The sequence below is a fragment of the Porphyromonas crevioricanis genome (assembly GCF_900167225.1).
Taxonomy (GTDB): Bacteria; Bacteroidota; Bacteroidia; order Bacteroidales; family Porphyromonadaceae; genus Porphyromonas; species Porphyromonas crevioricanis.
This window is the reverse complement of record NZ_FUXH01000003.1, coordinates 193,140-218,885: the sequence shown is the minus strand read 5'-3', so window position 1 is coordinate 218,885 and position 25,746 is coordinate 193,140. Positions and strand designations below refer to the sequence as shown.

The 25,746-nt window shown below is 45.3% G+C and carries 23 protein-coding genes; 9 read left to right on the top strand and 14 right to left on the bottom strand.

What is annotated here, in order from left to right; all coding sequences use genetic code 11:
- From B5D48_RS09095 to B5D48_RS03095, 7 genes are all read left to right on the top strand, one after another.
- The coding region (locus B5D48_RS09095; protein WP_200805329.1) for a hypothetical protein at positions 1-657 on the top strand (657 nt) is incomplete at its 5' end.
- A gap of 370 nt (positions 658-1,027) precedes the next feature.
- The gene (locus B5D48_RS03120; protein ID WP_023937100.1) at positions 1,028-2,164 is read left to right on the top strand and encodes a lipoprotein; all 1,137 of its coding nucleotides are present in this window, start codon (positions 1,028-1,030) and stop codon (positions 2,162-2,164) included.
- Positions 2,165-2,236: 72 nt separating this feature from the next.
- Positions 2,237-2,917 carry a sugar transferase gene (locus tag B5D48_RS03115; protein ID WP_078801666.1) on the top strand — a complete coding sequence of 227 codons (681 nt, stop codon included), beginning with the start codon at positions 2,237-2,239 and terminating at the stop codon, positions 2,915-2,917.
- A gap of 70 nt (positions 2,918-2,987) precedes the next feature.
- Entirely contained in the window at positions 2,988-3,398 is a 411-nt protein-coding gene (locus tag B5D48_RS03110) for a hypothetical protein (RefSeq protein WP_023937098.1), read from the top strand.
- A gap of 199 nt (positions 3,399-3,597) precedes the next feature.
- Positions 3,598-3,915 carry an iron-sulfur cluster assembly protein gene (locus B5D48_RS03105; protein ID WP_036888248.1) on the top strand — a complete coding sequence of 106 codons (318 nt, stop codon included), beginning with the start codon at positions 3,598-3,600 and terminating at the stop codon, positions 3,913-3,915.
- A 28-nt stretch (positions 3,916-3,943) separates the two neighbouring features.
- Positions 3,944-4,768, top strand: coding sequence for a UDP-2,3-diacylglucosamine diphosphatase (locus B5D48_RS03100; protein ID WP_023937096.1), 825 nt, complete (start codon positions 3,944-3,946; stop codon positions 4,766-4,768).
- 25 nt (positions 4,769-4,793) lie between these two features.
- On the top strand, positions 4,794-5,696 hold the full coding sequence (locus tag B5D48_RS03095; RefSeq protein ID WP_023937095.1) for a site-specific tyrosine recombinase: 903 nt from the start codon (positions 4,794-4,796) through the stop codon (positions 5,694-5,696).
- Between the two features lie 25 nt (positions 5,697-5,721).
- On the opposite strand, the gene B5D48_RS03090 is transcribed toward B5D48_RS03095, so the two are convergent.
- Complete coding sequence (locus B5D48_RS03090) at positions 5,722-7,014, bottom strand: MATE family efflux transporter (RefSeq protein WP_036890098.1); 1,293 nt, start codon at positions 7,012-7,014, stop codon at positions 5,722-5,724.
- 1,065 nt (positions 7,015-8,079) lie between these two features.
- Between B5D48_RS03090 and B5D48_RS03080 the strand changes: the two genes are divergently transcribed.
- Positions 8,080-8,670, top strand: a complete 591-nt coding sequence (locus B5D48_RS03080; RefSeq protein ID WP_023937091.1) for an acyltransferase — start codon at positions 8,080-8,082, stop codon at positions 8,668-8,670.
- Positions 8,671-8,907: 237 nt separating this feature from the next.
- On the opposite strand, the gene B5D48_RS03075 is transcribed toward B5D48_RS03080, so the two are convergent.
- The 13 genes from B5D48_RS03075 to B5D48_RS03010 form a co-directional block, all read right to left on the bottom strand.
- The gene (locus tag B5D48_RS03075) at positions 8,908-9,708 is read right to left on the bottom strand and encodes a hypothetical protein (RefSeq protein ID WP_143742794.1); all 801 of its coding nucleotides are present in this window, start codon (positions 9,706-9,708) and stop codon (positions 8,908-8,910) included.
- 53 nt (positions 9,709-9,761) lie between these two features.
- The gene (locus B5D48_RS03070; RefSeq protein ID WP_023939854.1) at positions 9,762-10,997 is read right to left on the bottom strand and encodes a 3-deoxy-D-manno-octulosonic acid transferase; all 1,236 of its coding nucleotides are present in this window, start codon (positions 10,995-10,997) and stop codon (positions 9,762-9,764) included.
- Entirely contained in the window at positions 10,994-12,511 is a 1,518-nt protein-coding gene (gene gltX, locus B5D48_RS03065) for a glutamate--tRNA ligase (protein WP_023937083.1), read from the bottom strand. The genes B5D48_RS03070 and gltX overlap by 4 nt, the downstream gene beginning before the upstream one ends.
- A 125-nt stretch (positions 12,512-12,636) precedes the next feature.
- On the bottom strand, positions 12,637-13,086 hold the full coding sequence (locus B5D48_RS03060) for a DUF4293 domain-containing protein (protein ID WP_023937081.1): 450 nt from the start codon (positions 13,084-13,086) through the stop codon (positions 12,637-12,639).
- 14 nt (positions 13,087-13,100) lie between these two features.
- Positions 13,101-13,478, bottom strand: coding sequence for a DNA-directed RNA polymerase subunit omega (locus tag B5D48_RS03055; RefSeq protein ID WP_023937080.1), 378 nt, complete (start codon positions 13,476-13,478; stop codon positions 13,101-13,103).
- A 17-nt stretch (positions 13,479-13,495) separates the two neighbouring features.
- Complete coding sequence (locus B5D48_RS03050; protein WP_023937078.1) at positions 13,496-14,317, bottom strand: outer membrane protein assembly factor BamD; 822 nt, start codon at positions 14,315-14,317, stop codon at positions 13,496-13,498.
- A 769-nt stretch (positions 14,318-15,086) separates the two neighbouring features.
- The gene (gene htpG, locus B5D48_RS03040) at positions 15,087-17,141 is read right to left on the bottom strand and encodes a molecular chaperone HtpG (protein ID WP_023937072.1); all 2,055 of its coding nucleotides are present in this window, start codon (positions 17,139-17,141) and stop codon (positions 15,087-15,089) included.
- Positions 17,142-17,288: 147 nt separating this feature from the next.
- Complete coding sequence (gene efp / locus B5D48_RS03035; RefSeq protein ID WP_023937068.1) at positions 17,289-17,855, bottom strand: elongation factor P; 567 nt, start codon at positions 17,853-17,855, stop codon at positions 17,289-17,291.
- A gap of 115 nt (positions 17,856-17,970) precedes the next feature.
- Positions 17,971-19,014 carry an endonuclease/exonuclease/phosphatase family protein gene (locus B5D48_RS03030; protein ID WP_023937067.1) on the bottom strand — a complete coding sequence of 348 codons (1,044 nt, stop codon included), beginning with the start codon at positions 19,012-19,014 and terminating at the stop codon, positions 17,971-17,973.
- Positions 19,015-19,164: 150 nt separating this feature from the next.
- Complete coding sequence (locus tag B5D48_RS03025) at positions 19,165-19,926, bottom strand: exodeoxyribonuclease III (RefSeq protein WP_023937065.1); 762 nt, start codon at positions 19,924-19,926, stop codon at positions 19,165-19,167.
- A 141-nt stretch (positions 19,927-20,067) separates the two neighbouring features.
- Complete coding sequence (locus tag B5D48_RS03020) at positions 20,068-22,620, bottom strand: YfhO family protein (protein ID WP_023937064.1); 2,553 nt, start codon at positions 22,618-22,620, stop codon at positions 20,068-20,070.
- A gap of 112 nt (positions 22,621-22,732) precedes the next feature.
- Entirely contained in the window at positions 22,733-23,413 is a 681-nt protein-coding gene (locus B5D48_RS03015; protein ID WP_023937063.1) for a YggS family pyridoxal phosphate-dependent enzyme, read from the bottom strand.
- Entirely contained in the window at positions 23,410-23,871 is a 462-nt protein-coding gene (locus B5D48_RS03010) for a DUF4494 domain-containing protein (RefSeq protein ID WP_162831714.1), read from the bottom strand. The genes B5D48_RS03015 and B5D48_RS03010 overlap by 4 nt, the downstream gene beginning before the upstream one ends.
- Before the next feature lie 300 nt (positions 23,872-24,171).
- Between B5D48_RS03010 and B5D48_RS03005 the strand changes: the two genes are divergently transcribed.
- Positions 24,172-25,554 (top strand): T9SS type A sorting domain-containing protein, encoded by a 1,383-nt coding sequence (locus B5D48_RS03005; protein ID WP_023937058.1) that lies wholly within the window; start codon positions 24,172-24,174, stop codon positions 25,552-25,554.
- Positions 25,555-25,746 lie beyond the last annotated feature (192 nt).

The following is a 25,746-nucleotide window of genomic DNA, read 5'->3' as shown; positions in this document are numbered from 1 at the left end:
GATATTTGGGGCCAAGATGAGGGAGAGAAGGCAGTCCGTAACCTGTTTCATTCTCCCAACAAAAAGGTAGGAGAGCGTTGGTCAGTTACGATAGACGACAATGGGACTCCCCGAGAGGCTGAGTTGGAGTTAACCTTTGTTGCAAAACAAAGGGATGGAAGTATTGTTCATTGCTATTGCCTTTTCCTTTCAGGAGAGAGCCGTCCCCTTCTCGTATACTGTTATGCAGATCACCCTTTTAGACTTGAAGATGAGCTCTATCCCATTGGCGGGACTTTTACTGGCATAGGATGGTGTGATGTCCCACTGAAGGATGCAAATATTGATGGGTATCGAGGCTATGTAGCTCCGGACGGTACAGTCTACGAAACTGATTGGTGGAAGAGAAATCCTTTTCATGATATCGGTATAGATGGTGTATATCATCGTCCGTTGGCTTTGCCGGTTGTTCAGAACCCAGAGGGATGGTACCGCTATGATCGCCTGTCTGGAGTCGCAGTCAGCGAAGTTTCGGGACAATTGTATTTGTACGGCATGGATGGGCGATTGGTCCGTATGGGTTATGGTCAGGTTTCTACCTTGGGCCTTCCGACTGGCATATATGTCTTGAAGTCAATGGATAACCCCCATCGCTATGCAAAAATATTGGTTGAATAGGACTTCTGTAAAGAGAAAAACAGTGGGGTTGTGTCATAGTTTATGATACAGCCCCATTGGTTTATAAGGCCCAAAATTGACCTCTGCGAGAGGTTTTTGTCTTGTGAAGTCTGGAGATAGAATCGTTTTTATGCGGGAGTATTTCTTTTATCGTAGTTTTGCGAACGTATCCTTAACTTGGGTGGTAGAGAGCTGGAGGAGGAATGATTGTGACTGCAACTATCCTCTACTTCTTGGTCGGAGAAGGTTTCTTTTGGGTATGCCAGTCATTTGTGATTGTATACTAAAGGAGTGCTTCTGGGCGTTCACTCCAGTGGGGGAAGGTAACTATTATAATTATACCGATTCAGCATACGTTTTTATTGTAGGGATGATGAAGAAGATACTGACAATCGCCTTGGCTGTGTTTGTTTTGGCGAGCTGTAACAAAGAAGAATCTCGATATAATATCAGTGGACAAATAGACGGGGCTACCGAAGGGAGTATGGTCTATCTGCTGCGTACGGGAGATAGTGCAGGTGAAATGATTGATTCGGTTTCTCTTGCCGCCGATGGTCGTTTTGCTTTTGGAGTGCAGGGGCATTACTATCCTTCTTTCTATTCTTTACGGTTCGGTAGTGACTATATCTATCTGGCTGTGGATTCTCTTAGTCGCACTCATATACGTGCCAAAGCCTCAAATTTTGGACGGGATTATAGTCTTGAGGAAACGGATAGCTGCAACCGAAAAATACGGCAAATACGTATGCTTAATGTGGAAACATCCGCTCGTATAGATAGTCTGGCAGCTCTTTTTCGAGAGAAGAAACTTTCCCCAGTTGAATACAAAGAGAAGGTGACAGCAGAGGTCGATTACCTCAAAAAACAGTATTCTCAGAAGTATATATTCCCCAATCCCAGATCGGCCGAGGCTTATTACGCTTTGTTTCAGGACAAAGAAGGGTTGCTCTACTTCGATGTGCAGAATCCTGAAGACTCCAGAGCTTTTGCTGCTGTAGCAACTGCTTATGAAATATATTACCCCCAAGCTCCCTATACAGACAAGCTTAGGCAACTGACTCTCCTCGGGATTGCAGCCATTCGTCAAATGCGAGCCTACACCGGACAGCAGCTGGCTCTGTCTGATAGTGTAGAACACTCGGCCTTACCTCCACTAAAGCTCATAGACAAGAGAGGGGAGGCTCAGGACTTGGCTGATGTTGCTAAGACGCACAGCAAGCTCCTTCTGGTCTTTACTTCTCATGAGGCTGATTGGTCTCCCGATTTGGTACAGCAGCTTCGTCGCCTGCATCGAAAACAGGGACTGGAGATATATGAGGTAGGTATTGATAGAGATCTCTTTTTCTGGCAAAATGCAGTTCGTACTCTGCCTTGGATCACAGTCAATGATGCGAAGCAGGAGTCTTTATATAGTTTTGGCGTGCAGTCTTTGCCTACGTTTTTCATTATCAGCAATGGGCAGATACGTCGAATTGTCAATTTGCAAGAATTGGCGAGGGAAGGTTAGAACTGCTCTTTGGAGGCTTTGAATTATCTTTGCCTTCCATACATCGGTAGCAATACAGTAGTTGAGCATCAAATGGCTTACACAGGAAAGCGACTTTTCGACCTCATGGCATCGGGCTTGGGCCTCTTGCTCTTGTCGCCGTTGTTGTTGTTGATAGCCGTTTGGATCAAGTTGGATTCTCCAGGTACAGTTTTTTTTGTCCAAAAAAGAGTGGGATGCAAGGGACGAGATTTTCGATTGTACAAATTTCGCTCTATGATTCGTCAGGAGTGGGAACCAGGACTGTTGATTACTATAGGAGAGCGAGACAAGCGAATTACCACTGCCGGCTATTTTCTCCGCAAATACAAGCTGGACGAGTTACCACAGCTATTCAATGTCTTTGTCGGTGATATGAGTATTGTGGGGCCCAGACCCCTTGTCAGGCAACAGACGGAAATTTATCCTGATGCTTATAGAGAAGTATTAGAGGTTAAGCCGGGCATTACCTGCCGAGCTTCTATCCTTTTTAGTAATGAGGATGAATTGTTGGGTATGGCCAATCATCCGGAAGAGTTCTTTTCCGAAGTATTGATGCCGGCTAAGATTCGTATTAATGTGGAGGATGCGAAGGATCAATCTTTTTCTGCAGACCTTCGTATGATTTGCTCTACGATCACAAAACGTAACCGACAACGCCTCAGTCAGGTCCTCACTGCAGAGGAAATAGCTCTCTGTCATAAATACCTTGATCGTTTCCCGGAAAACTTTTGAGAGAACTCTTTCTGCATCCGGCACAAACAATCACAAAGAGAATAATACCATGAGAATAATACCATCGTTTATGAAGAAAATAAGTTTGCTGTTCATCTGTTTCACTCTTGTCTTGGTCGGCTCATTGAGCTTGACTTCTTGTGACAAGGATATAGATGACAAGAACGCTTATATCAGCGGACAACATGATCCGGAGATTATCGGACGTTGGATGCCTTATCTGGAAGGAGGGCCTACTGTCCCCTCCGATCAAACACTTACTTATGTGTACACAGCCGAAGGCCGTATATACAAGCGTGTCGGAGACAGGATTATAGAGGATGGCAGGGAGGTTTATTATCGAACAAAAGATAATGTCCTCTATACACTCGATATATCTTCTACTTCCAAGCAAGGAAAGCAAACTCAAACAGAATACGACTACCGCATTTCCGGAGATTTGCTCTCTTTGCCTGGACAACGTTTTCGCCGAGTGCGCTAACCAACAGTTTTTATTCCTTTGATCCCTACCTAATCAGAGGTACAACCAAGACAGCCGGCCGTTCTTGTCAAAAGAACGGCCGGTTGTCTTTTTCTTATCGATCGGAGCCAAACAGCCGGTTCGCATCCTTTGTGTTACTTTAGCTGTTGCAACGAAAGGTGTAGTAGATGGTTCTTTCGTTAGAAAAACTCTCATAGGTATGGATAATGAATTTTTGCAGATAGAAGAAGATATAGTAGGGATGCTCAAAACGGTTTACGACCCGGAGATCCCCGTGAATATCTATGATTTGGGATTGATCTACAAGGTAGACATCAAAGACGACGGATTGGCTCACATCACGATGACGCTTACAGCTCCCAACTGTCCGGCTGCCGATTTTATCGTCGAGGATGTGAAAATGAAGGTCGGCAGTGTGAAAGGTATTCGTGATGTGCAGGTCGATATTACATTTGAGCCGGAGTGGAGCAAAGAGATGATGAGTGAAGAAGCTCTGCTTGAGTTGGGTTTTATGTAAGTCTGTCCGATAGACGCCAGGGAAAAGTATGAGGACAAAAATCTATTTCCTGTCTGATGTACATATGGGGTCGCAATACCATGCTGATTCTATGGCTGTAGAGCGCAAATTGGTGCGTTGGCTCAGTTCCATATCAGCAGAAGCCAAGGCCATATATTTCTTGGGTGACATGTTTGACTATTGGTTTGAGTACAAATATGTTGTTCCGCGTGGATTTGTGCGCTTCCTCGGGCAATGTGCCATGATGGCGGATGATGGTGTGGAGTTGCATTTTCTGGCCGGCAATCATGATCCTTGGATGACAGACTATTTCGAGAAAGAACTGGGCGCACAGGTGCACCACACTGCCATTGAGTTCACCGACGGAAACAAACGCTTCCGTCTCTCTCATGGAGATAGTGAATATCGCTGTCAGAAAAAGAGGAATGATCTGATATACCGTATTTTTCGCAACCCGATATTGAGAAAACTCTATGCAGCAATACATCCTCGATGGACTGTCGGGCTGGCCTATGGGCTTTCGCTGCATTCACGTCGTAAGGGGCTTGAGAAGCAAACTGAGGGGCGTGTGCCTCATGCTTACCACAATGATTATTTCGATTTGGAAAATGAATGGCTTGTAGTACAGGCCAAAGCCTACTTGGAGAAGCATCCAGAGATAGACTTTTTCATGTTTGGTCATAGACACTTGCTTGTGGATTTAGCCTTGCCAGAACAGAAACGTATTTTGTTGTTGGGGGATTGGATTCGTTACGATTCTTGGGCAGAGTGGGATGGCCATACCCTTTCACTTTGTACTCTCTCTGACTTCGATGATGTATCGGAGTCCGGACGATCTGCCATTGCCCCCTAATTATGATGCAGGAAGGCGAGAACTTATGTCGGACAAACAACTTCTCTTAGACGGTTATACCGATTATCTTCGATTAGAGTTAAATCTAACTGACAATAGCTGTGCCGCCTACACCGGTGACGCAGCTAAATTGCTTTCTTACATAGAGACCGAGGGGTTGCAATTGAGAGGCCTCACCTACGGGCACCTGCAGCTATTTGTGGCCGAGCTTTACGATTTGGGGATTTCTCCTCGCTCCATTGCTCGCATTATAGCTGGAGTTCGGAGTTTCTGCCGATTTCTTGTTTTGGATGAATATTTGCCAAAAGATCCTTCCGAACTTCTCGAATCTCCCCGCTTAGGAAGCAAATTGCCTGAAGTTCTCAGTGTGGATGAGATAGATCGGATGATCTCTGTCATAGACCCATCTACTCCCTTTGCTCTGCGAAACCGTGCTATCATCGAACTTTTGTATAGCTGTGGATTGCGTGTATCGGAGTTATGCTCCCTTTCTTACCCCAATATGTTTCTCGACGAGAGCTTTTTGCGTATTCCCGGCAAGGGACGTAAAGAGCGATTAGTGCCTATGAGCCCTCCCTCCGTGGCTGCAATACGGGCTTATTTGTCTCGAATAGAAGAGCTTCCGCAGCCAAAGAAAGGAGAGGAGCAATATGTGTTTCTTAGCAGAAGGGGAAAGGCTATATCCCGAATCATGGTCTTTCGGATTGTCAAAGATCTTGCCTTGGCTGCAGGGATAGACAAGGTGATCAGTCCTCATACTTTTCGGCACAGCTTTGCTACACACTTATTGGAAGGAGGTGCCAATTTGCAGGCTATACAACTTATGTTGGGGCATGCGGACATCTCTACCACCCAAATATATACACACATAGATCGAGAGCAACTACGAGTACAGATAGAGACTTTTCATCCTCGTAATAAGAGATAGTCGATTTGTAGCGCAGGAGAGAAACTTAGTAGCTACATCTCAGTCTTTTACCCAATTTCCACGAAGCGAGGGAGCGAAAGAGTAAATAGAGATCGAAAGAGAGCCAAAGACCCCATACGCCAAGGTTGCCAACCGAAATGAAATAGCAAGAGAAAAAACACATGGCTCCGAACAAGATTGTAGCCAACATCATACCCGAAGCTGTGGCCCCCACCATAATCCCATCCCACAAGAAAGCTGCAAAACTGCACAGCGGAATTAAGGATATCCAGAAAACCATGCTCATCGCTTCATTGTAGACAGTCGCATCGTTGGTCAATAGTCTTAGTAGGAAAGAAGGGAATAGCAGATAAAGCAAAGCAATGGCAGTAGCAACAAAAAAACCAATTCGGAACAACTGTCTGCGCATTAGAGCAAATCGGTAGGGATTGCGTTGCCCTATATATCGGCCAGCAAGAGCCTCTCCGGCATAAGCCAAACCATCGAGAAAATACGAAAAGAGAGTGAATAGCTGCATAAGTAGAATATTGGCAGCTAAGGTGTTTGCTCCGAATTTAGCCGAAGCGTAGGTGAAAAATAGACTGATTCCGCTCAGCAAAAGAGTACGTAGCAGCAGTAATCCTCCCATCCCCATTGAGACAGCCAAATGGAGAGTCGATACAAAATGCCGTTGGGAGATTAAGGCAAGGAGTCGAGTATATTTGACTGCAAATGCTGTCAGTAAAGCCAATACACCCACATATTGGGCTGAGACTGTTCCTATAGCCAAACCGGCAACCCCCAGTCCTGCATATTTCACCAAAATGAGACTGAGTAGAATATTGAGCACATTCTGTCCGATAGCTACCCACATGGGAATGCGTGTATCTTGCATGCCCACAAACCAACCATTCAGGACATAGAGCATCAGAGCCGCCGGGGCCCCCGCGAAGGCGTATTGTAGGTAGGTCTTTGTCTCGTCTGCTATGGACTGGCTTCCGGCTGATAGAAAAATGCCAACGGCATACATGAGGTCTCTGGCGAACCAAATAATGATACCCAGTATTATGGCAAGCAAGAGACCTCTACAGAGCTGAATGAGAATGCCTGTGACATCGCTACGCCCATAAGCCTGAGCAGTGAAGCCAGTAGTCCCCATTCTAAGGAAAGCAAACAACCAATAGACAAGCGAGATTACTCCGGAGGCAACCCCTATCGCTCCGACTGCCTCTGGGCGACCTAAATGGCCGGCCAGACCAACATCTACCATGGAGAGCAGTGGCACGGTTACATTTGATATGATATTAGGCAAAGCCAAGCGATAGATATGCCTACGCATTGTTTTGCCCGGAAGAGAGGGAGACTGTAGAAGATCTTTGTCTTGTCCGTCGATGTTTAACATGAGTTTTGTCGATAACCTTTCTACTGTAGAGAACAAAGAAGCTCGCCTAAAGATGCTTATAGAACCCAAATTTAGGCGAGAATGGATAAAGGAGAGGCAAAAGGAGGCAGGAAATCCTATTGGCCTTTTGTTGAAGAATAGAAGTTTGGAAAGGAAGAGGGAGGAGCGTTACTTGAGACTGTGGCATAATGTGGCACTGGTATGTTATTTTCAACATTCGGGCTTGGCCATATGCGACAAGTATATTCTCTGTGCCTTTCGTCTTGATGCCTTCAAGATTACCGCATTCTGCGAAGTCAACAAAAAGGCGAGTTTTGATTGCCTTTTTGGAGTCCATGCAAGAGGCTCAAGTGGCTGTTTTCTGTCGCTAAAATAGATATGTTTTGTAAATTCATGCTTGCTGCAAAAACTGAAGAAATAGAGGAAAAAGGGGCTGTATAGACAAGCGAATTTATTCCTCTTTTTTTAGCTCATGATGACTCTCCAAAATACCGATGAATAGGACGTTCTGAGAGGGCCAAAATTCTCTCCTGAGAGAAATTTCGCTAACACAGGAGAGAATATTTTTTTTCTCAGGAGAGAATTTTCGTTCTCTCCCGTGTCAGCAAAAAACGACTCCTATGGATATCAAAAAATCACAGGAAAATCGAGGCCAAAAGCCTCGAATTAGAGTAGAAAAAAACCTCAAGCAAAGAACTAAATAAACAAAATAGTACATAACAAAATGCTTTCTTGGAGGATTTGGTAGGAGCTCATGCAACAGTCTCTGTTTGTAGGAGTAGGACAGAAAAAAGGACAATTCGGATACTTTTCTCTTTTTGAAAAGAGGATTTTGATCAATAAGAGGGATAGACTAAGTGCAAAAAGCCCTGTATAAGGGATTATTTGCTTACATTTGTCGGCGTTAAAAGTGTTGAGTGTCTTTTTTTAATCAGGATGCTCCCTCGGTCTTTTTAGGCTGCTTAGGTGTGCAGGGGGTCTCTTTTTTATGTTGATAGTGATATGATCTACATTCATCCTTCCTCTCTTGTAGAGCGTGGCTGTAAAGTAGGACGAGGTACCTATGTTTGGCATTTTTGTCATCTAATGCGTGGGGCCAAGGTTGGTGAGAATTGTAGCTTGGGGCAGAATGTTGTGATGATGCCTCATGCTGTTTTGGCAGATGGATGCCGTGTGCAAAACAATGTAACACTCTACACCGGGGTCGAATGTGAAGAGAATGTGTTTTTGGGGCCATCCTGTGTTTTTACCAATGTGCTAAATCCCAGAGCTTTTATTAGCCGGAAGGCCGAATATAAAAAGACTTTGCTGAAAGAGGGCTCGAGTATCGGAGCCAATGCCACGATTTTGTGTGGCACCGTAATTGGGCGGTATGCGTTGATAGGAGCTGGAGCAGTAGTGATAAGAGACGTACCCGACTTTGCCCTTGTGGTAGGCAATCCCTCCAGGCAAATCGGCTGGGTTAGCCGTGCGGCCCATAGATTGAATTTTGATGAGGAAGGGTTTGCAAGTTGCCCGGAGACACTCGAGCTTTATCAGCTCCGAGATGGAGTTGTGACTCTCATATCAGAAGGAAAAACAGAAGAAGAGTGAGGGAGTGTTGTAATTCAGTTTAGAGTTAAGGGTACCATCATTTATATAGAAAAACCGCTACCAAAAGGATGAAATCCTATTTGATAGCGGTTTTCTTGTATGATTAAGATGTCTTTATAGTTTCTTTTGATAGCTGGAAAATCCATTTCAGGATCATTATGATACATCCTCTTTTCTTTGAGATAGATTTGGATGAAGTAATTCTGCCCTATAGAGGCTTCTTAATAGTGTTCAATGTTACTGTCTTCCTATTGCTTCGGAGAAAGTTGAGATAGAGTCTTTTACGGAGGCGTAGCCTGAGAAATGTCTGATGAGATAGGAGATTTCCTCCGGTTTCATGTAAGTGTACTGCTTAAATTCTTTGTATCTCTCAGTCGCTTTAGGACTGTGGTACATGGCATAGACCGTCCAGTCGTAAAGTTGCCAACCGAGCCCTCGCTCTATTGTAGCCATATCGGTCTCTTTTTCGAATAGTGGCCTACGGTCTTGATCTAAATAACGAAAAAGGCAGCCCAAAATCCCCCAAATGTTTTTTCTATTGTAGTCTGCTATATGGGCCAATTCGTGGCCGATGATTCCAATTTGGGCATTGAATGGGGTATCTTGTAGCAAAACTCCCTCAAAATTTTTATCTCCGTTGATCAGTACTCCATATTTTCTTTTTCCCAAGAGAAAACCAGAGATCGGACGGGCTGCCATGGTAGTGGCTTCGGACGAATACTTAAACTCGATTGGTACGTCTCTCAATTCGGGATAATAAGAGAGAGCGATCAAAGTCGGCTCAATATACTCTTCCAGAAAAAGCTTATTTCTTCCGTATATCTCCCGGAGACTATCTAATTCTTGTACAGACAGCCGGGGCCATTCTCTGTATATCGGAGTGTGTGAGGCAAACTGTGGCAGCTCGGCTCTCTTGCTTAATCCACAAGAAAAGGTGGCTATGAGAGGGAGGATGATAGTCCAAATGAGTAATATGGCTCCGGCGTATTTCCAACAGAGCCAGAGTTTTACTATCCAATTTTTCTCAGGGGGATACATGGGCTTGTCGGAGCAAAGGGAGAAAGAGACGGAAAGCCAAAAGTTTTCTGGGATCAAGAATCAAAGATGTCAGCCAAAATTCTTTCGGTGGCTCCGGCATTACGGAAGATATAATCGTGAGACGCTTTTCCTGAAGAGTTGAGTGATTTGGCATCGGAAAAGAGATGATTGACCTTTTGAGTAAATTCGTCCAAGCTATTGATGCAGAAGGCTCCCCCAGATTCTATTAGGCCTATAGCTTCTTTGAACTTGTGATAACGAGGCCCAAACAATACTGGAAGACCATAAACAGCGGCTTCGGGTGTGTTGTGGATCCCCTTGCCAAAGCCCCCCCCAATGTATGCTAAGTTGCCGAAGCGATAGACGGAGGAGAGGAGCCCAAAACTATCGATGATAATACAATCCTGGTCTGCTATTGTATCTAATTGGGCCTCGGAGAGTCGGACAAAAGGTCTCTTGATATGTGAGATAATGCCCAACAAGTGAGGCTTATTTATCTCGTGCGGAGCTAAGATCAACTTAACTTCGGGGTGAGCATTAAAATATCTCAATAGGATTTCCTCATCGGGAGGCCATGTACTACCTGCTACAATGATCGGATTTGATGTGGAGTTTCGGAAAACCTCGAATAGAGGGCGAGGTTTCTGGTTATTACTGACTGAAATAACTCTGTCAAGACGCGTATCACCTGTGATTTCGACCTCTGTGATCCCGTGCTTAGCCAGCAGGATCTTGGAGGCTTCGTCTTGCACATAGAGTTTGGTGAAGCATTTCAACAGTGCCTTGTATATTCCTCCATACCATTTGAAGAAGAGTTGGGATGGACGGAATGTTGCAGAAACTAAATAGGTGCGAATCCGTAAACGACGAAGTTCCAATAGAAAACATGGCCAAAAGTCATATTTGATGAAAATGGCCATTTTAGGATTGACTTGCCGGATGAAGCGTCGGGCGTTATTGATACTATCTCCAGGGAGATAGCACACAACATCGGCTAAGTCGTAGTTTTTGCGTACCTCATAACCCGATGGACTGAAAAAAGTGAGCAGTATTCGCTCTTCGGGGTATTCCGCTTTTATACGTTCAATTAGTGGACGTCCTTGCTCAAACTCTCCCAGAGAAGCGGCATGAACCCAAATGTACTCTGTCCCCGGTTCTATACGTTGGCGTAGCCGTGCCCATAATCTCCAACGCCCTCGCTGCATCATCCGAGCTTTGGGGCTAAAGAAGACCGCCAGCTTGATTAGGGAGGAATAGATAATCCCGATAAAGTGGTAGAAATATTTCATCCGAGTCTTTCGATGGCAAGTCGGATACGTTTGATAGTTTCTTCTTGTCCGAGGAGTTCGATTATATCGAAGATATGAGGTCCTTTTCCCTCTCCTACAAGAGCCAGACGACAAGCATTCATGATCTTACCTAAGGGATATTGATGTTCTTCTATCCATTGTTTGATAGCCTGTTCTGTCGGCTCGGCTTTTACATTCGGAAGAGCTGCGATTTGTTCCGACATTTCAGAGAGCAAAGTGCCACAGTCTTCTTTCCAGCGTTTTTTTACTGTTTTCTCGTCATAGACTTCTGGTGCCACAAAGAAGAAAGAAGATTGCTCCCACAATTCCGATACGAAATTCACTCGCTCTTTTGTCAAAGAGACCGCTTTTTCCACCAATTGGATATCATTTTTCTCACAGCCGTGAGCTTTCAAAATAGGGAGGAAAGCCTTTGCCAACTCCGTAACGGATTGTTTCTGTAGGTAGTGATGATTGAACCAACGAGCCTTTTCATAGTCGAATTTGGCTCCACTCTTACTGCATTTCTCCAGTTCAAATTTTTGTATCAGCTCGTCCATGCTCATAATTTCCGCATTCTCCCCGGGATTCCACCCCAGCAAGGCAAGGAAATTGATCACTGCTTCCGGATAATATCCGGCTTCGCGGTATCCACTGCTTTTGTCTCCTGTTTTTGGGTCAATCCAGTCTAATGGGAAAACGGGGAAGCCGAGTCGGTCTCCATCGCGTTTGCTTAGTTTGCCATTGCCATCTGGTTTGAGAAGAAGAGAGAGATGGGCAAAGCGAGGCATAGCGTCTTCCCAGCCAAAAGCACGATAGAGGAGAACATGAAGAGGAGCTGAGGGTAACCACTCTTCCCCACGAATGACATGAGAGACCTCCATTAAGTGGTCATCCACGATATTTGCCAAATGGTAAGTTGGGAGATTATCTGCGCTTTTGTAGAGGACTTTGTCGTCCAACACGGAGCTATTGATTACCACTTCCCCACGTATCATATCCTGTACGTGTATGTCTTCGTTGGGCTCTATCTTGAAACGAACAACATACTGATGTCCTTCTTCAATAAGGGAGGAGACTTCTTCTGCAGGTAGCACCAAGGAGTTGCGCATCTGCATACGGGTATGTGCATCGTATTGGAAGTTTTCTATCTTTTTGCGTTTCGCTTCCAATTCTTCCGGGCTGTCGAAAGCTATGTAAGCTTTCCCATTTTGCAGTAGCTGATCGACATATTTTTTGTAAATGTCCCTTCGCTCACTTTGTCTGTACGGACCATACTCTCCTCCATATCCGACCCCTTCATCAAAATGAATTCCCAGCCAATGCAAGGCCTCTATGATGTATTCCTCAGCCCCTGGGACAAACCGATTGCTGTCGGTGTCTTCTATTCTTAGTATCATCTCTCCTTCGTGCTTGCGGGCAAAGAGATAATTGTACAATGCCGTGCGTACTCCACCTATGTGCAGAGCCCCTGTGGGACTTGGGGCAAAACGCACCCGTACTTTGCGGTCCATATATCGATCTTTGATTGCTATGAAACAAGAGCCGACGAATCGGCTCTCTATTCTTTGTTAGTAGATGTAACTACGAAAGTAAATTCAAATAAATGTGTCTGCTCAGTCAGGCCTTGTTCTCTGTCTTACCTCAGGCGGTTGAGAGCTCTAATCTTAGCTTCGTCAGCTCCGATCCCTCGGATCGCCAGATAGAGTAGGATGATACTTACAAATGGTAAACTCATCCATAGTTTGAAGCTGAAGCTGAGCCCTTCGGCTGAGATAAAGCTGTATGCGATCATGGCGAAGTATACCAACAAGCCCAAGATGAGCAAGATGTTGAATACACACAGCCTGATCTGCAGGATGCGCCTCTTGTATAAGAATATGGTGATAAAAGAGACCAATACAGAGAGAAAGTCTACAAAAAATAGCCCCCAAGTGGGTTTTACCAACTGCGCACTCATACTGCGAATACCGGCTGTAGTGATCTCATAAGTATCGGCCCCATAGGCTACTGCCAAAGGAAGAAAGAGTAGCATAGTCATTGCTACTCCTGCCAACAATAGCCAAAGGGTTTGTATTCGTTGCCACATAGCTTTTCCTTTGTTTATGCTTCTTGAGACCCTTCGGTGGCTTCCGGGGTTTCTACACGACCGGATACTTTGGCTTGCTCTCCCGGCATATAGTACCTCAGAACCCCATCTTCGTACTCTTTTGTTGCGATGAGTACGGGCTTAGGCATACGCTCATAGGCTTTGGATATCTCTATCTGCTCTTGGTTCTCGTACACCTCCTCCAATGTGTCGGAATACGAAGCTACCTCCTGCAACTGCTGTTCCAAATCTTTTTTAACCTCTTGAGCTATCTGATTGGCTCGTCTGGCTATGATCCTCACCGTCTCGTAGATATTACCGGTATCGGCACTCAATACAGAGGTGTCTCTTGTGACAGTGTTTGTAGGGGCATTTACTTTCTTCAGTTCCATATATTATTGTTCGATGTTTATACGTTTTTGGATATATGCTTAGACACAAATTCATAGATCTGTCTTACCTGACGCAGATACTTACCGTCAGGAAATTCGTTGATATAAGCATAATACTGATCCAATACCTCTCTGTATCGGGTCTGAACTTTTTCGTTCACACTAAAAGAAGCTTCTTTATAACTGGCTCTGAGGATGAGATAGAGAAAATCCTCTCGATATTTCGTATAGGGGAACTCCTTGAGAGCCTCTTTGCCTGTGATGATACAAGCCCGGTAGTTATTACCCATATAGAGCCCTAAATTGTAGTACAACTCTGCGTGGAGATATTCTTTGTAGGCCAATTTGTCTTGCAAATCGAAGAGCATCTGCTTGATTTTTTCCACATGTACTCCTTCGGGATAGAAATCCAAATAGGCTTGCATCTCCTGAATAGCTTCATAGGTAGCTGATTGGTCGAGTCTGGCTTCGGGAGAGGCTTCGTAAAATCCCATGGCTGCCTTGTAACGAGCTTCCTCAGCTTTGGGGGCTTTGGGGTAAGAACTGTAGTAGCGAACGAAGAAGTCCGAAGCGGCAATAGGGCGATTGTCTTTGTAATACGAGTCGGCAAGCAGATAGAGAGATTCCGGCCCTTCTGCCGATCCATTGAATACGGGGACAACTTCCTGTAGCAGGTCAATAGCCTTGCTGTACTTCCCATTTTCGTAGTATTTCTTTGCGTAGGCGTACTTCAGATTGTTATTGGCCGACTTCTGTACACGCACAAACTCTGAACAAGAGCTAAGTCCCATGATCAGAGAGGCAAATACCAAGAAGAGGCGAAATACTGCTTTGTGCATACAATACGCATATTAACCCCACAAAGGTAGTCTTTTTTGTGGAAACTTCTTCCCTCTGCTTTTTGTCCTTCGGAGGTTATACACTCTACGAAAAAAAGCAACACTTAGTCTAAATTTCGTGAGGGTATGCTAATAACAAAACGATGTTTTATGCTTATCGCATGGGTGTTATTAGATGTTTCTCATAAAGATATTTTACCGAATGGCCCATTGTTTATACCTTCGGCAATAAGGAAAGATCAATAGTAAAGTGTGCTTTCCTTATGATGCTGGTAACAAATATTAGGAGATAACTTTGTTATGAGGATATTCACAAATAATCACACCAGTAGGGATGGAAAAGAAACACTTCTTTTGGAGTGTGTAAGGACGATATTGTTTTTGATGTACTTTTTGATCTCGCTCTATTTCACATTCGACAGGGATGATTTCTTTTTCTGGATTACTGTAGGTGGGAGCATAGTTTATGCTTTGACCATTCTAGGAACATTTTGTTTCCGGAATATGCACAAGAAGACTCTCTAATTAATCTACCCAAGTAACAGAGTTGTGTTAGAATTCAATTTTGGCACGGCTCCTTTTTGCTATTGAGGTGTACTTACAGCTGGAAAATATGCTCTGCTGTCCTCGGCCTCGTTATGGAAAAAAATAAGTAAGGGCGTGTCGAATTTATCTCGGCACACCCTCACTTACTGTGAGACACTCCAAAGATAGAGATCTAAAGGAAGACCTCCACTAAGAGAGGAGAGAGAAAGCTTAACTACTTATCTCAGAGCAGGCGTTGCGAACGGCTCACGAAGTTGGCCAGTGCTTCTCCTGTAAGCAGTCCTCCGGAGAGCAGAGCCAAGTCCAGAAGTTGACCTATGAGTTCATTGGATTTCCCATATTGGCTGAGCTTTTCCGATATTTCAGCTTTGATTTTTTCTTCTTCCTTACGAGCTTTTTCTAAGGCCTCTTTCTCTGCGGAAGGGATTTCTTCATCCTTTTTGCCTTGTTGTTCGGCACTCAATTTGGCTACTTCCTCTTTCTGTTTGTTCAGCTGTTGGCGCACTGTTGTTAGCTCTTTGTCTGTTTGCGTTTTGGTATCATTCAGTATACGCACAATCAATTCGTGGTCGGTATTGAGTACGATATTGTAGCTGTCCGGTAGCTGACCATAGAAATTCATTCCGGGTTGCAATTTCGCCATCTCCTGCATACGACGCATAAACTCATCCTGTGTGATTGTTACGGCATCGGCTGTGGCACCCATGGGGGCTAATTGTATGTGGAAGCTCTTTTTGTCCACTGTAGGCAGACATGCTCCGAATACTTCCCTGAGTATATCGCTATCCTCTTGTCCTAGGCTGACCCCCGCTTTTTCTTCCTTATTGATCAGTTTGTCTGAGGTGGCACTGTCTACGCGTACGAAAGCTGTCTTTTCGTGCTTTTGCTCCAAACGGCTCATGGTATGGACGTCCAATTGGCCATCCATTACCAGCACACTGTATCCTTTGTCTGTAGCGCGTTTTACATGTACGTATTGCTCATCCTTCGATGTTGTGTAAAGCATTACCAACCGTTCGTCCTTGTCAGTCTGTTCGCCACGTACCAGCTCGGTATATTCTTCGTAGGTATAGTGCTTGCCTTCGGTATCGGTGAAGAGATAAAATTTCAGTGCTCGGTCATAGAACTTCTCATCGGTGAGCATTCCATAAGCGATAAAGATTTTTAGACTATCCCATTTCTCCTCGTATGTCTGGCGATCTTTTTTGAAAAGTTCTTCCAGCCTATCTGCTACTTTCTTGGTGATGTGCGAGGATATTTTCTTGACGCGGGCATCACTTTGCAGATACGAGCGTGAGACATTGAGAGGGATGTCCGGGCTGTCTATCACACCATGCAACAAAGTCAGGTAGTCCGGTACAATACCCTCTACTTCGTCAGTTACAAATACTTGGTTGCAGTAGAGCTGTATCTTGTTTCGTTGCAATTCTATCTGATTTGTTACCCTCGGGAAATAGAGAATACCTGTCAGGTTGAAAGGGTAGTCCACATTGAGGTGTATCCAAAAGAGCGGATCGTCCCCCATTGGGTAGAGGTCGTGGTAGAAAGTCTTGTAATCCTCATCTTTCAGCTCGGCCGGCTGTCTCGTCCAGGCCGGGGTAGTGTCGTTGATCTGATTGTCTCGCTCGGTGTCCTGATACTTGCCATCTTTCCATTCCTGTTCTTTGCCGAAAATGATTGGCACATTCAGAAAACGGCAATATTTCTTTAGTAATTCCGATATGCGTTCGGGTTGTAGGAATTCTTTGTTTTCCTCATCTATATGCAGTACTATATCGGTACCTCTGTCTTGTTTGTCCCCAACTGTCATTTCATAGTCAGGATCGCCAGTACAGCTCCAGTAGACGGCTGGAGCTTCTGTTTGGTGACTTTTTGTGAATACTTCTACCTTTTTGGCTACCATAAAAGCCGAATAGAATCCCAGACCGAAGTGTCCGATGATGTTCGCTTTGTCGTCTTTGTATTTTTCGAGAAACTCCTCAGCTCCGGAAAAGGCAATTTCGTTGATGTAGCGATCCAGCTCTTCGGCAGTCATCCCTATCCCCCGGTCCGATACGGTGAGAGTCTTTGCCTCGGGATCTATTTGTATGCGTACACTGAGCTCTCCCAACTCTCCTTTGGCTTCTCCCTTTGATGCCAAAGTACGTAGTTTATTGGTCGCATCCACAGCATTAGAAACCAATTCACGCAGGAAAATGTCGTGGTCACTGTAGAGAAACTTCTTGATGACGGGGAATATATTGTCGCTCGTTACCCCAATACGCCCTTTTTTGTTCATTGTTAAATATTTTGATTTTAGTTTGTTTTGCTATTACACTCTATCTACGTGCAAAAGAAATGCCAGCTCCGAATTTCGGAGCTGGCATTCTGACAAATTGACATATCCCGAAATACCAACAAGGCGATTGTCGGGATTTTGGGGCAATTATTCTTTCACACGACCTACATAAGAGCCATCTCGTGTATCGACTTCGATCAATTCTCCTTCGCTGATGAAGAGAGGTACACGTACTTCGGCTCCTGTCTCCAAGGTAGCCGGTTTAAGAGCGTTGGTTGCAGTGTCTCCCTTGAGACCCGGCTCGGTGTATGTAACACGTAGGGTTACGTGTGGGGGGAGTTCGCAGGTGAGGATTGTTTCGCTGGCAGCATGTACCATTGCCTCTACCATATCGCCCTCTTTCAGGAACTGCACTCCCTGGATCCCTTCTCCCGGGATGCTTATCTGGTCGAATGTTTCGGGGTGCATGAAGTTGTAACCCATCTCATCCTGATACAGGAATTGATAAGGACGACGCTCGATACGCACCTCTTCTACTTTCACACCGCTGTTCCATGTCTTATCAAGGATGCGGCCTGTAGATACGTTGCGCAATTTGGTGCGAACAAAAGCCGGACCTTTGCCGGGCTTTACGTGGAGAAATTCCACGATGAAGTAGTACTGGCCATCGATGTCGAGGCACATACCATTTCTAAAGTCTGCTGTCGTTGCCATTTATTCTGTAGTATTGTTTCTGGATAATAGCTGAACGTGGTCTTTCTTCTCTCTTCTCATTTGGAGAAATGAGTGAAGACGGAGCAAAAATAGTGATAATCGGGCAACCCGAAACTTACTGCTTTATCTCTTTCACTAGATAGATATACACAGGGAAGTGGTCGCTGTATCCGCCCTGATAGGCCCCTCCTACCATTGTGCGGAGAGGGTATCCCCTGAACTTCCCTTCTTTTTGACGAAGGAAAGGTTTGTTGAAAACAAAGGCCAGATGCTCCGTATTAGGATCTTGATATAGCCGGAAACTGCTGTAGTTGTTCCCTGTTAAGTTGCCATTGACGCAAATGATGTCGAAAAGGTTCCAAACATCACGATAGGCCAATGTGCCTATCCCGTTTTTGTACAACCGAAGCATGGGGGTAAAAAGCTCGTTGTAGGCTAAAGGATCAGCCTTTTCCTTTAGATCCAGACCTTTCGCTACAGAGGGAGATGTGGGGTCATCATTGAAGTCTCCCATGAGAATCACTTTGGCTGTTTCATCGGCCGATACGATGGAGTCTGTGAGGGTGCGCATTACACGGGCTGCGGCCATACGTCTGTGTATGGATGCTGCCTCTCCTCCGGCTCTGGAAGGCCAGTGCCCCACCAGAAAGTGGAAATTCTCCCCATCTATCTTACCCGAAGCAAGAACAACGTCTCGTGTTTTGATATGAGGCTCTCCAGGGATATTCACCGGGTGTGCACTGCTATTGGTGAGTCGAAAGATCTCTGGTCTGTAGAGCAGTGCGCAGTCAATCCCTCTCAAGTCAGGTGAATCATAATGAACGATGCTGTATCCCAAGTGCGCCAGTTGCGGTTGAGCTACCAAGTCTTCCAGCACACGGCGATTTTCTATTTCCGATACTCCGATCACCGCCGGACCTCTCCCCCCGATGCGACTAATTACATCGGCCATATTGGAGAGCTTTTCTTTGTATCGCTCCTCCGTCCATTTGTTGCGTCCTTCCGGAAGATAGTCGGAGTCTTGGTTTGGCCCTTTTTCCGTGTCGAAGAGGTTTTCCAGATTGTAGAATGCTACTGGTACCTTGATGTATTGCTGCTGGGCTGAAGCTGCCGTACAGAGGAACAAGCCGAGCAGGAGTAGATGAAATACTTTTTTCATGCTGATCTAAGAATAGCGTTGTTTTGTGCTAAGTCATGCCACGCAAGCAAGTCTCCGGCAAAAGTAAAACAATAAAGTCGGATTGGGACCCAATGAGGTTTCAGGCTTCTTACTGGCTCAATTCTTTATCCTTTTGTTCAGACGAAGTCATCAAAGTGTAACACTTACCGGGCAATGGTCGCTATGTACAGCGTCGTTGAGTATTTCGGCCTCTTTGAGTTCGGAGCGAAGGTTATCGGTAAGCATACAGTAATCAATACGCCATCCTTTGTTTTTTGCTCTTGCTCCGGCTCGATAGCTCCACCACGAATATTTGACTGCTTCGGGATAGAGGTGGCGAAATGAGTCTGTGTATCCATCGGCCAAGAATTGAGACATCCAGGCACGCTCTTCGGGCAGAAACCCACTTACCGTGGCATTGCGCACCGGGTCATGTATGTCTATAGCTTCATGGCAAATATTGTAATCACCGCAGAGTACCAGCTTTGGCCGGCTTGCACGAAGTTCGCCTACATAGTCTTGGAAGTCCGAGAGCCACTGCATCTTGAAAGCCTGACGTATATCTCCACTTTGTCCAGAGGGGTGATACGCAGAGATAACGCTGAGGTCGCCGAAGTCGGCCCGGATAAAACGTCCTTCATTATCATAAGCCTCTATACCCATGCCGGATTGTACCTTGTCCGGCTCTATCTTGGAGAGGATAGCCACTCCGCTATAGCCTTTCTTCTGGGCTGAATAGAGATAAGAATAGGGGTATCCGGCTTCGACAAAAGGAGTCGGGTCGAATTGATCCGGTTGGAGCTTTGTCTCTTGTATGCAAAATACATCTGGAGACTCCTGTGCTAACCATTCGGCTAACCCCTTTTTTACGGCAGCCCTTAGTCCATTGACGTTGTAGGATATTATTTTCATCGCTTTTTTATTCCTGGTTATCTGTGTTTACTGCTTCTCCTTGTAAATTTTTATTTGGGTGAGACTCCTAAAAAAACAGCTCTTTTACCCTAAAGGAAAACTACGACAGTAAAACCCGGAAAATACGGATTAGGTTGCTCGTTATTCTTCTTTATTATCCATCTTTTTTGCTCGCAAGTGAACAAACTGCTTCAAGACCAAAGCGATGGCGGCTGCTACAAGGAGGTAGAACATGACGTATGCTATACGCTCTGTTCTATGTATGGAGTCCGGCTCGAAGCTAAGCTCCAATCGGTGTTCTCCGGCCGGTATGGCGATAGCCCGAAGTACATAGTTTGCTCTGACAATGTCTACCCGTTGTCCGTCTATCGTGGCTTTCCAACCGTGAGGATAATAGATTTCGCTCAATACCGCCAAAGCTGGTTCTTTGCTCTCGGTTCTATACACAAGTTTGTTGGGGGTATGACTTTCTATATCGATACGGGCTGTGCTGTCAGTTAGTTTGGGTATAGAACGCAAAGTTTGCGAGTCGAAGCGTTTGTCTATCACAGCAATATTTCTCAGATCGAGTGTATCGAGAGCTTTCATCTCTGCATTGGCATCTTCTACCCACTTTATCTCACTGACAAACCAAGCTGGTCCATAGGTTGCTGCGTTGGGGATTACCTGAGGTTGACCCTTTTCGTCGGGTATGAGTAGATAACGAGTGTTGAGCATGGCCAATACGCGTGGATTGCGCTTGGATAGCTGATGGTCGATCAGATCCTGGTATCGCTGCAGCTTGGCTGCGTGATACCCTCCTACACTGTGATGCCAGCGAGAAGTTGTTGCGTCGTTGAATGTATCTACGGAGAGATTTAGTACACGGAAACCAGGTGTTTTGTCAGCCAAAATCAATTCGTCAGCGATGCTCTTCGGGGCTGCCTGTGCCTTGACCATTTGCGAGCTGATGAAATGGACATCATTAAGGTAACGTTTGTCAACCACCCAAAGATCGATCAACGTGATTGCACCTACCAGCAACAGAGTGGGTATGGCCGAGAGCTTGCGATACAGGTACAGGACAATGGGAATAACCGACAAGACGATGATCAGCGAGCTGCGCCAGGCATCAGCCTGGAAGATTGCCATACGCACGGAAGTGAGACTATCTATCACTTGACCATAAACCTGTGGATTTTTTGCCATTACCTGAGTAAAATGGTTTTGCTCCTGCACAGAAAGGAAATCGAAAAAGAGAGAAGGAGAGAGGGCAAATAGCAGAGCGGCTCCGGCAGTAAGCCCCAAGCTAAGACCTATGGCCCACTTGTCTTTGAGAGCCTCTTCCGGATGACGAAGCAACTCGCTCAACCCCAGTATAGCTAGGGCCGGTATCGTAAATTCTGCTATCACCAAAATGCTCGACACTGTGCGGAACTTGTTGTACATCGGGAAGTAGTCGATAAACAAATCCGTGAGCCACATCAAGTTGTGCCCCCAAGAGAGCAGTACGGAGAGTATGGTGGCAGCAAGCAAAGCCCATTTGATGGGTCCTTTGACTCGAATGCAACCAAAGATGAAAAGAGTAAGTACGAAAGCCCCCACATACACAGGGCCGGCCGTAAAAGGCTGATCCCCCCAGTAATGATTGCTACTGGCTACATAACTCCTTATCTCGGGATGAGAGACCTTGTCTATTATGATCTCCGCTGTTTTTTCGCTGGCTCCCATGTATCCGCTGCCTCCCCCCTTTACATTGGGGACAAGTAAGCTCCAAGTCTCTCCTTTGCCGTAGCTCCAGCGCGTGATATAGTCTTTGTCCAGTCCACTCTTATTTTCGTGAGAGGCACTATTTCCGCCTTCTTGCTGTTTGAGGGTCAGTTCAGAGCCACCACGCATGGTCTCTTGTGAGTATTGGTAGGTGTGGTATAGATTGGTGAGATTGATAGCTACACCTACGATGCCTGCAAATAGCAAGGTAAGCGAGGCTATCCCGAAGCGTTTGAGTTGTTTTTGCTGAATGGCTTCGACCAGAAAAGCCACAAAGAGAGTAGCCATCACGAAGAGGAAGTAGTAGCTCATTTGCACATGGTTGGCCAGAATTTGCAAGGCTACAAAGAGAGCTGTCACAAAGCCTCCTTTGAGATATTCGCCCCGGTAGCACCAAACCATCCCGGCTATGGTCGGAGGAATGAAACACAGAGCAGTGAGTTTCCAGATATGTCCGGCTACAATCAGGATAAGGAAGTAGCTGGAAAAAGTCCACATCACGGCTCCTATGATCGATGGCAGGATTTTTTGTCGCAAGGAACGCATAAAGAGGTAGAATCCGCCAAGCATGGCAAAGAGCAGCCAAGCATAGGACCCCAGCAGGTCGAATGGCAGGCGAAGGGTACCTACATATTGTGCTTTCTGCAGGGCCTGTGTGGAGGGGTAGGAGGGGGAGATTTGGTACATCGGCATTCCTCCGAAAAGACTGTTGGTCCAGTAGGAGTGTTCGCCGGTAGCCTTTTCGTGGTCGCGCACGTCTTGTGCCGTGCCACTGGCTCCGGCTACATCTTGCTGGAAGAGCTCCCGCCCCTGGAATGTTGCTGGGGTAAAATATGCGAGGGACAGGGCAGCGAAGAAAAGAATGACTGCCACCGGTACCCCATATCGCCGCCACAAACGAGGACAGCGGTTTTGCGACTGTTGATTCTGATTGGTCTCTGTCATAATATCTGTTTCGGTCTCCCTTTTGAGTATTGTATTTGCTGTATTGTGATTGTGGAGCGAATGGAAGCCTCAAACAAAAGTGTTGCTAAATCTTGGACTCTAAACTGCTGTCTCAGATGTAGTTGCGCTCTCCGAAGATCGCCGTGCCGATACGTACGGAAGTAGAGCCTTCCTCTATGGCAATGCGATAGTCACCACTCATTCCCATGGAGAGCTGGCAGAAGTGTGGGGATGTAGCAAAGCAGCCTTGTTTGAGGGATGAGAAAAGATGACGTATTTGCCTGAAGTCAGAGCGGATACGCTCCTCATCGGAAGTAAGAGTGCCCATTCCCATCAGTCCGCAAGTGCGAATGTGAGGATAGGCTCCCGGGGTGGCCAGTAGCCGGGCTGCCTCAAGAAGCTCGTTCGAGGCAAATCCACTCTTGGTCTCTTCGGCTGCTACATGTACCTGCAGCAAGATGTCTATCACACGCCCCACTCGTTCGGCTTGCCGTTCGATCTCTTCTACCAGCTTGATCGAGTCTACACTTTCTATCAATGAGACAAAGGGGGCGATATATTTTACCTTGTTGCGTTGCAATGTTCCTATTTGATGCCATTGCAGTTCGGGGCAAATATCTTGCAGAGCTTCGGCCTTACCGACCATTTCTTGTACTCTGTTCTCTCCGAAATGACGTTGCCCGGCACGGTAGGCCTCTATTACGCTTTCTGCCGGGTGAAACTTGGAGACGGCTACCAACCGCACTGTGCTCGGCAGGCCACTCCGCACGGCATCCAATCGCTCTGCAATCATCGGCTGACCTCCTTTAGGTTTCCCTCGAATGGATAGATGTCTATAATATTGGTGTCGGTTATAGAGGCAATTTCATAAGTTGCCATTCCTTTGTTCATCTCTTCTATCAGGCGTTTGACCGCTGTCTCGAGCGAAGAGGCTTGCACCACCATTGTGGCAGGAGTTTTTTTCTCGGTGGCTGTTTTTTCATCAAGTGTAATGTATAAAACCTTAGCTCGATAGTAGCGATCCTCTGTTTCATTGGCAGAGGTAAATAGCTCTGCTATCTTAGCACGTTTGATATTGTTCACATTAAATTCCCCCATTGACACAAAAGGAGTCACTTCCTTGATGATACGAGCTTCTGCTTCAGTGAAGCTAAGCGCATCGACCAGATAACTTTCTACAACTTTTTTTGTAAGGCCGGTGTCGGCTGTTTTCTCGTAAGAAACTTTGCATTCAAACCAATTCATCTTGATATTGATATATATATATATGATTATCCTCTTGGGTCTGACTGAATTTATCGGGGCAGTTGTATGTCCCCATGCATCTTGTATGCAGACCTAGTCTGCAAAGGTAATGATAAGAGTGCGTTAGGGAAGGCTATGCTCAAAGAGATTGGGTGGAAATAGCTTTTTTTTTATTATTGCGCTGGAATGTGGAATACTCGTTTGGAGAGGTGACGGCGATAATGATTCAGCAGGTGAAGAAAGGAGGAGTTCTAGGTATTGTTCATCGTTAGAATGAGTGTTTTAAGGAATAGGAAAAATAAAATTATGGAAAGAATATTGCAGCTATTTTGTAGAATGACAGTATTGTTTATTGTCTCATTTCTCTCGCTCGTTACAGCGAGAGCTCAAACAGAGCCTTGTATTACTTTTAAGTTCGATCCTTCTGTAGCTCAAGACGGTTCTCCGTACAAATTTACAGGAGTATTGCCGTTGTTAATTGTTGCAGAGGATGCTGTTGTCATCAAAAGTAATGGGATTGAAAATCTTCAAGATTGGAAAAATGGAGAATGGGTATCTTACGAGCTGAAGTCGCAAGACCTCGATCAACCATCTTTTGATGTGGAAATTTATGGAACAGTAACATCCTTCAAGATAACAGATGCTTTAGTAACACAGGTGGATGTTTTGAATTGCCCACAATTGAAAATTTTATCTTGCTCAATGATCCCTCTAAACTCGATAGATCTCAGTAAGAATTTAGAGTTGGAGTACCTTCGTTGTTCCTCAACACAAGTGCTAGACCTATCACTTGTGAACAATAAAAAACTTCAGTATGTCGACTGCAGTGCATCTAATTTGCAATCTTTGGAGCTAAAGGAGTTGAAAGAGTTGAGATTTTTAGATTGTTCGTATAACAACCTGAGAGACTTAAATCTTGCTGCAAATACGAAAATTCAGACTTTGAGATGCTCCAATAATCCGCTCTCAAATCTTGACTTGTCTATGCTTACAGAACTGGAGGGAATAACTTGTTCGCAGACTAACCTGTCAAGTTTGGATCTTTCTCGTGCAAAGAAGCTCAATGGGGTTATACTAAATAACAATCAAAATTTGGAAACCTTGGTAGTTTCTACGGAATTTCATAAAGCAGAGGATTTGGCAATAATGGATGTATCGAGTAATGCTCTTCGAGAACTAGATGTAACGGGTCTGGATAAATTATTTTCAATTTTCTTAGAAAGGAACAAAATGGATGGGGAAGCAACCTCCCGTTTTATTCAATCACTACCAGATCATAGCTATCCGCATCCCATAAATAACAATAAGCTGTGTATTATAGATACTCAATCCGACAAGGAGGAGAATGTTTGTTATGAGGAAGATGTGAGATTGGCTTGGGAAAAGGGATGGTTATGTGAAGATTACAACGGAGGTCAGCCCATACGCTACATGGGGTCGAAGCCAATTGCAGCAGAGGTTGTACAATCAGAGCAAGTGCGGCTGTATCCTAATCCAATGTCCAGTAATCTTCAGATAAGAGGAGCTGAGGCCTTTGTTGAGGTAATACTGTTTACTGTTGAAGGCGTAGCAATTATGAATGCAAAGTGCAATGAGGATGGAGCTGCCGATTTTGATGTGTCTCATTTGCCACAGGGATCTTACCTTGTCAAGGTCGGAGAAAGGTCAATTCCCGTCATTAGAAAGTAGTTTTTTTGCTTTCTGAGAAAACTGAAAGATATCTCCTGATAGAGTGCTGTTCTATCAGGAGATATTTTTTGCTCTTAAGAAACCGTTGCATGACACGCTACTTGCTTTGTCGTCTTGGCATTCGTGGCTATAACGATAGGTATACTCCCCACTCTCAGTCTCAATCCCTTCAAGATTACTGTATTTTGCAAT

Excerpts from the sequence above, each read along its gene's own strand:
- B5D48_RS03120 (WP_023937100.1), top strand. The coding sequence starts at position 1,028 with ATGATGAAGAAGATACTGACAATCGCCTTGGCTGTGTTTGTTTTGGCG.
- B5D48_RS03115 (WP_078801666.1), top strand. The coding sequence starts at position 2,237 with ATGGCTTACACAGGAAAGCGACTTTTCGACCTCATGGCATCGGGCTTG.
- B5D48_RS03110 (WP_023937098.1), top strand. The coding sequence starts at position 2,988 with ATGAAGAAAATAAGTTTGCTGTTCATCTGTTTCACTCTTGTCTTGGTC.
- B5D48_RS03105 (WP_036888248.1), top strand. The coding sequence starts at position 3,598 with ATGGATAATGAATTTTTGCAGATAGAAGAAGATATAGTAGGGATGCTC.
- B5D48_RS03100 (WP_023937096.1), top strand. The coding sequence starts at position 3,944 with ATGAGGACAAAAATCTATTTCCTGTCTGATGTACATATGGGGTCGCAA.
- B5D48_RS03095 (WP_023937095.1), top strand. The coding sequence starts at position 4,794 with ATGTCGGACAAACAACTTCTCTTAGACGGTTATACCGATTATCTTCGA.
- B5D48_RS03090 (WP_036890098.1), bottom strand. The coding sequence starts at position 7,014 with ATGCGTAGGCATATCTATCGCTTGGCTTTGCCTAATATCATATCAAAT.
- B5D48_RS03080 (WP_023937091.1), top strand. The coding sequence starts at position 8,080 with ATGATCTACATTCATCCTTCCTCTCTTGTAGAGCGTGGCTGTAAAGTA.
- B5D48_RS03075 (WP_143742794.1), bottom strand. The coding sequence starts at position 9,708 with ATGTATCCCCCTGAGAAAAATTGGATAGTAAAACTCTGGCTCTGTTGG.
- B5D48_RS03070 (WP_023939854.1), bottom strand. The coding sequence starts at position 10,997 with ATGAAATATTTCTACCACTTTATCGGGATTATCTATTCCTCCCTAATC.
- gltX (WP_023937083.1), bottom strand. The coding sequence starts at position 12,511 with ATGGACCGCAAAGTACGGGTGCGTTTTGCCCCAAGTCCCACAGGGGCT.
- B5D48_RS03060 (WP_023937081.1), bottom strand. The coding sequence starts at position 13,086 with ATGTGGCAACGAATACAAACCCTTTGGCTATTGTTGGCAGGAGTAGCA.
- B5D48_RS03055 (WP_023937080.1), bottom strand. The coding sequence starts at position 13,478 with ATGGAACTGAAGAAAGTAAATGCCCCTACAAACACTGTCACAAGAGAC.
- B5D48_RS03050 (WP_023937078.1), bottom strand. The coding sequence starts at position 14,317 with ATGCACAAAGCAGTATTTCGCCTCTTCTTGGTATTTGCCTCTCTGATC.
- htpG (WP_023937072.1), bottom strand. The coding sequence starts at position 17,141 with ATGAACAAAAAAGGGCGTATTGGGGTAACGAGCGACAATATATTCCCC.
- efp (WP_023937068.1), bottom strand. The coding sequence starts at position 17,855 with ATGGCAACGACAGCAGACTTTAGAAATGGTATGTGCCTCGACATCGAT.
- B5D48_RS03030 (WP_023937067.1), bottom strand. The coding sequence starts at position 19,014 with ATGAAAAAAGTATTTCATCTACTCCTGCTCGGCTTGTTCCTCTGTACG.
- B5D48_RS03025 (WP_023937065.1), bottom strand. The coding sequence starts at position 19,926 with ATGAAAATAATATCCTACAACGTCAATGGACTAAGGGCTGCCGTAAAA.
- B5D48_RS03020 (WP_023937064.1), bottom strand. The coding sequence starts at position 22,620 with ATGACAGAGACCAATCAGAATCAACAGTCGCAAAACCGCTGTCCTCGT.
- B5D48_RS03015 (WP_023937063.1), bottom strand. The coding sequence starts at position 23,413 with ATGATTGCAGAGCGATTGGATGCCGTGCGGAGTGGCCTGCCGAGCACA.
- B5D48_RS03005 (WP_023937058.1), top strand. The coding sequence starts at position 24,172 with ATGGAAAGAATATTGCAGCTATTTTGTAGAATGACAGTATTGTTTATT.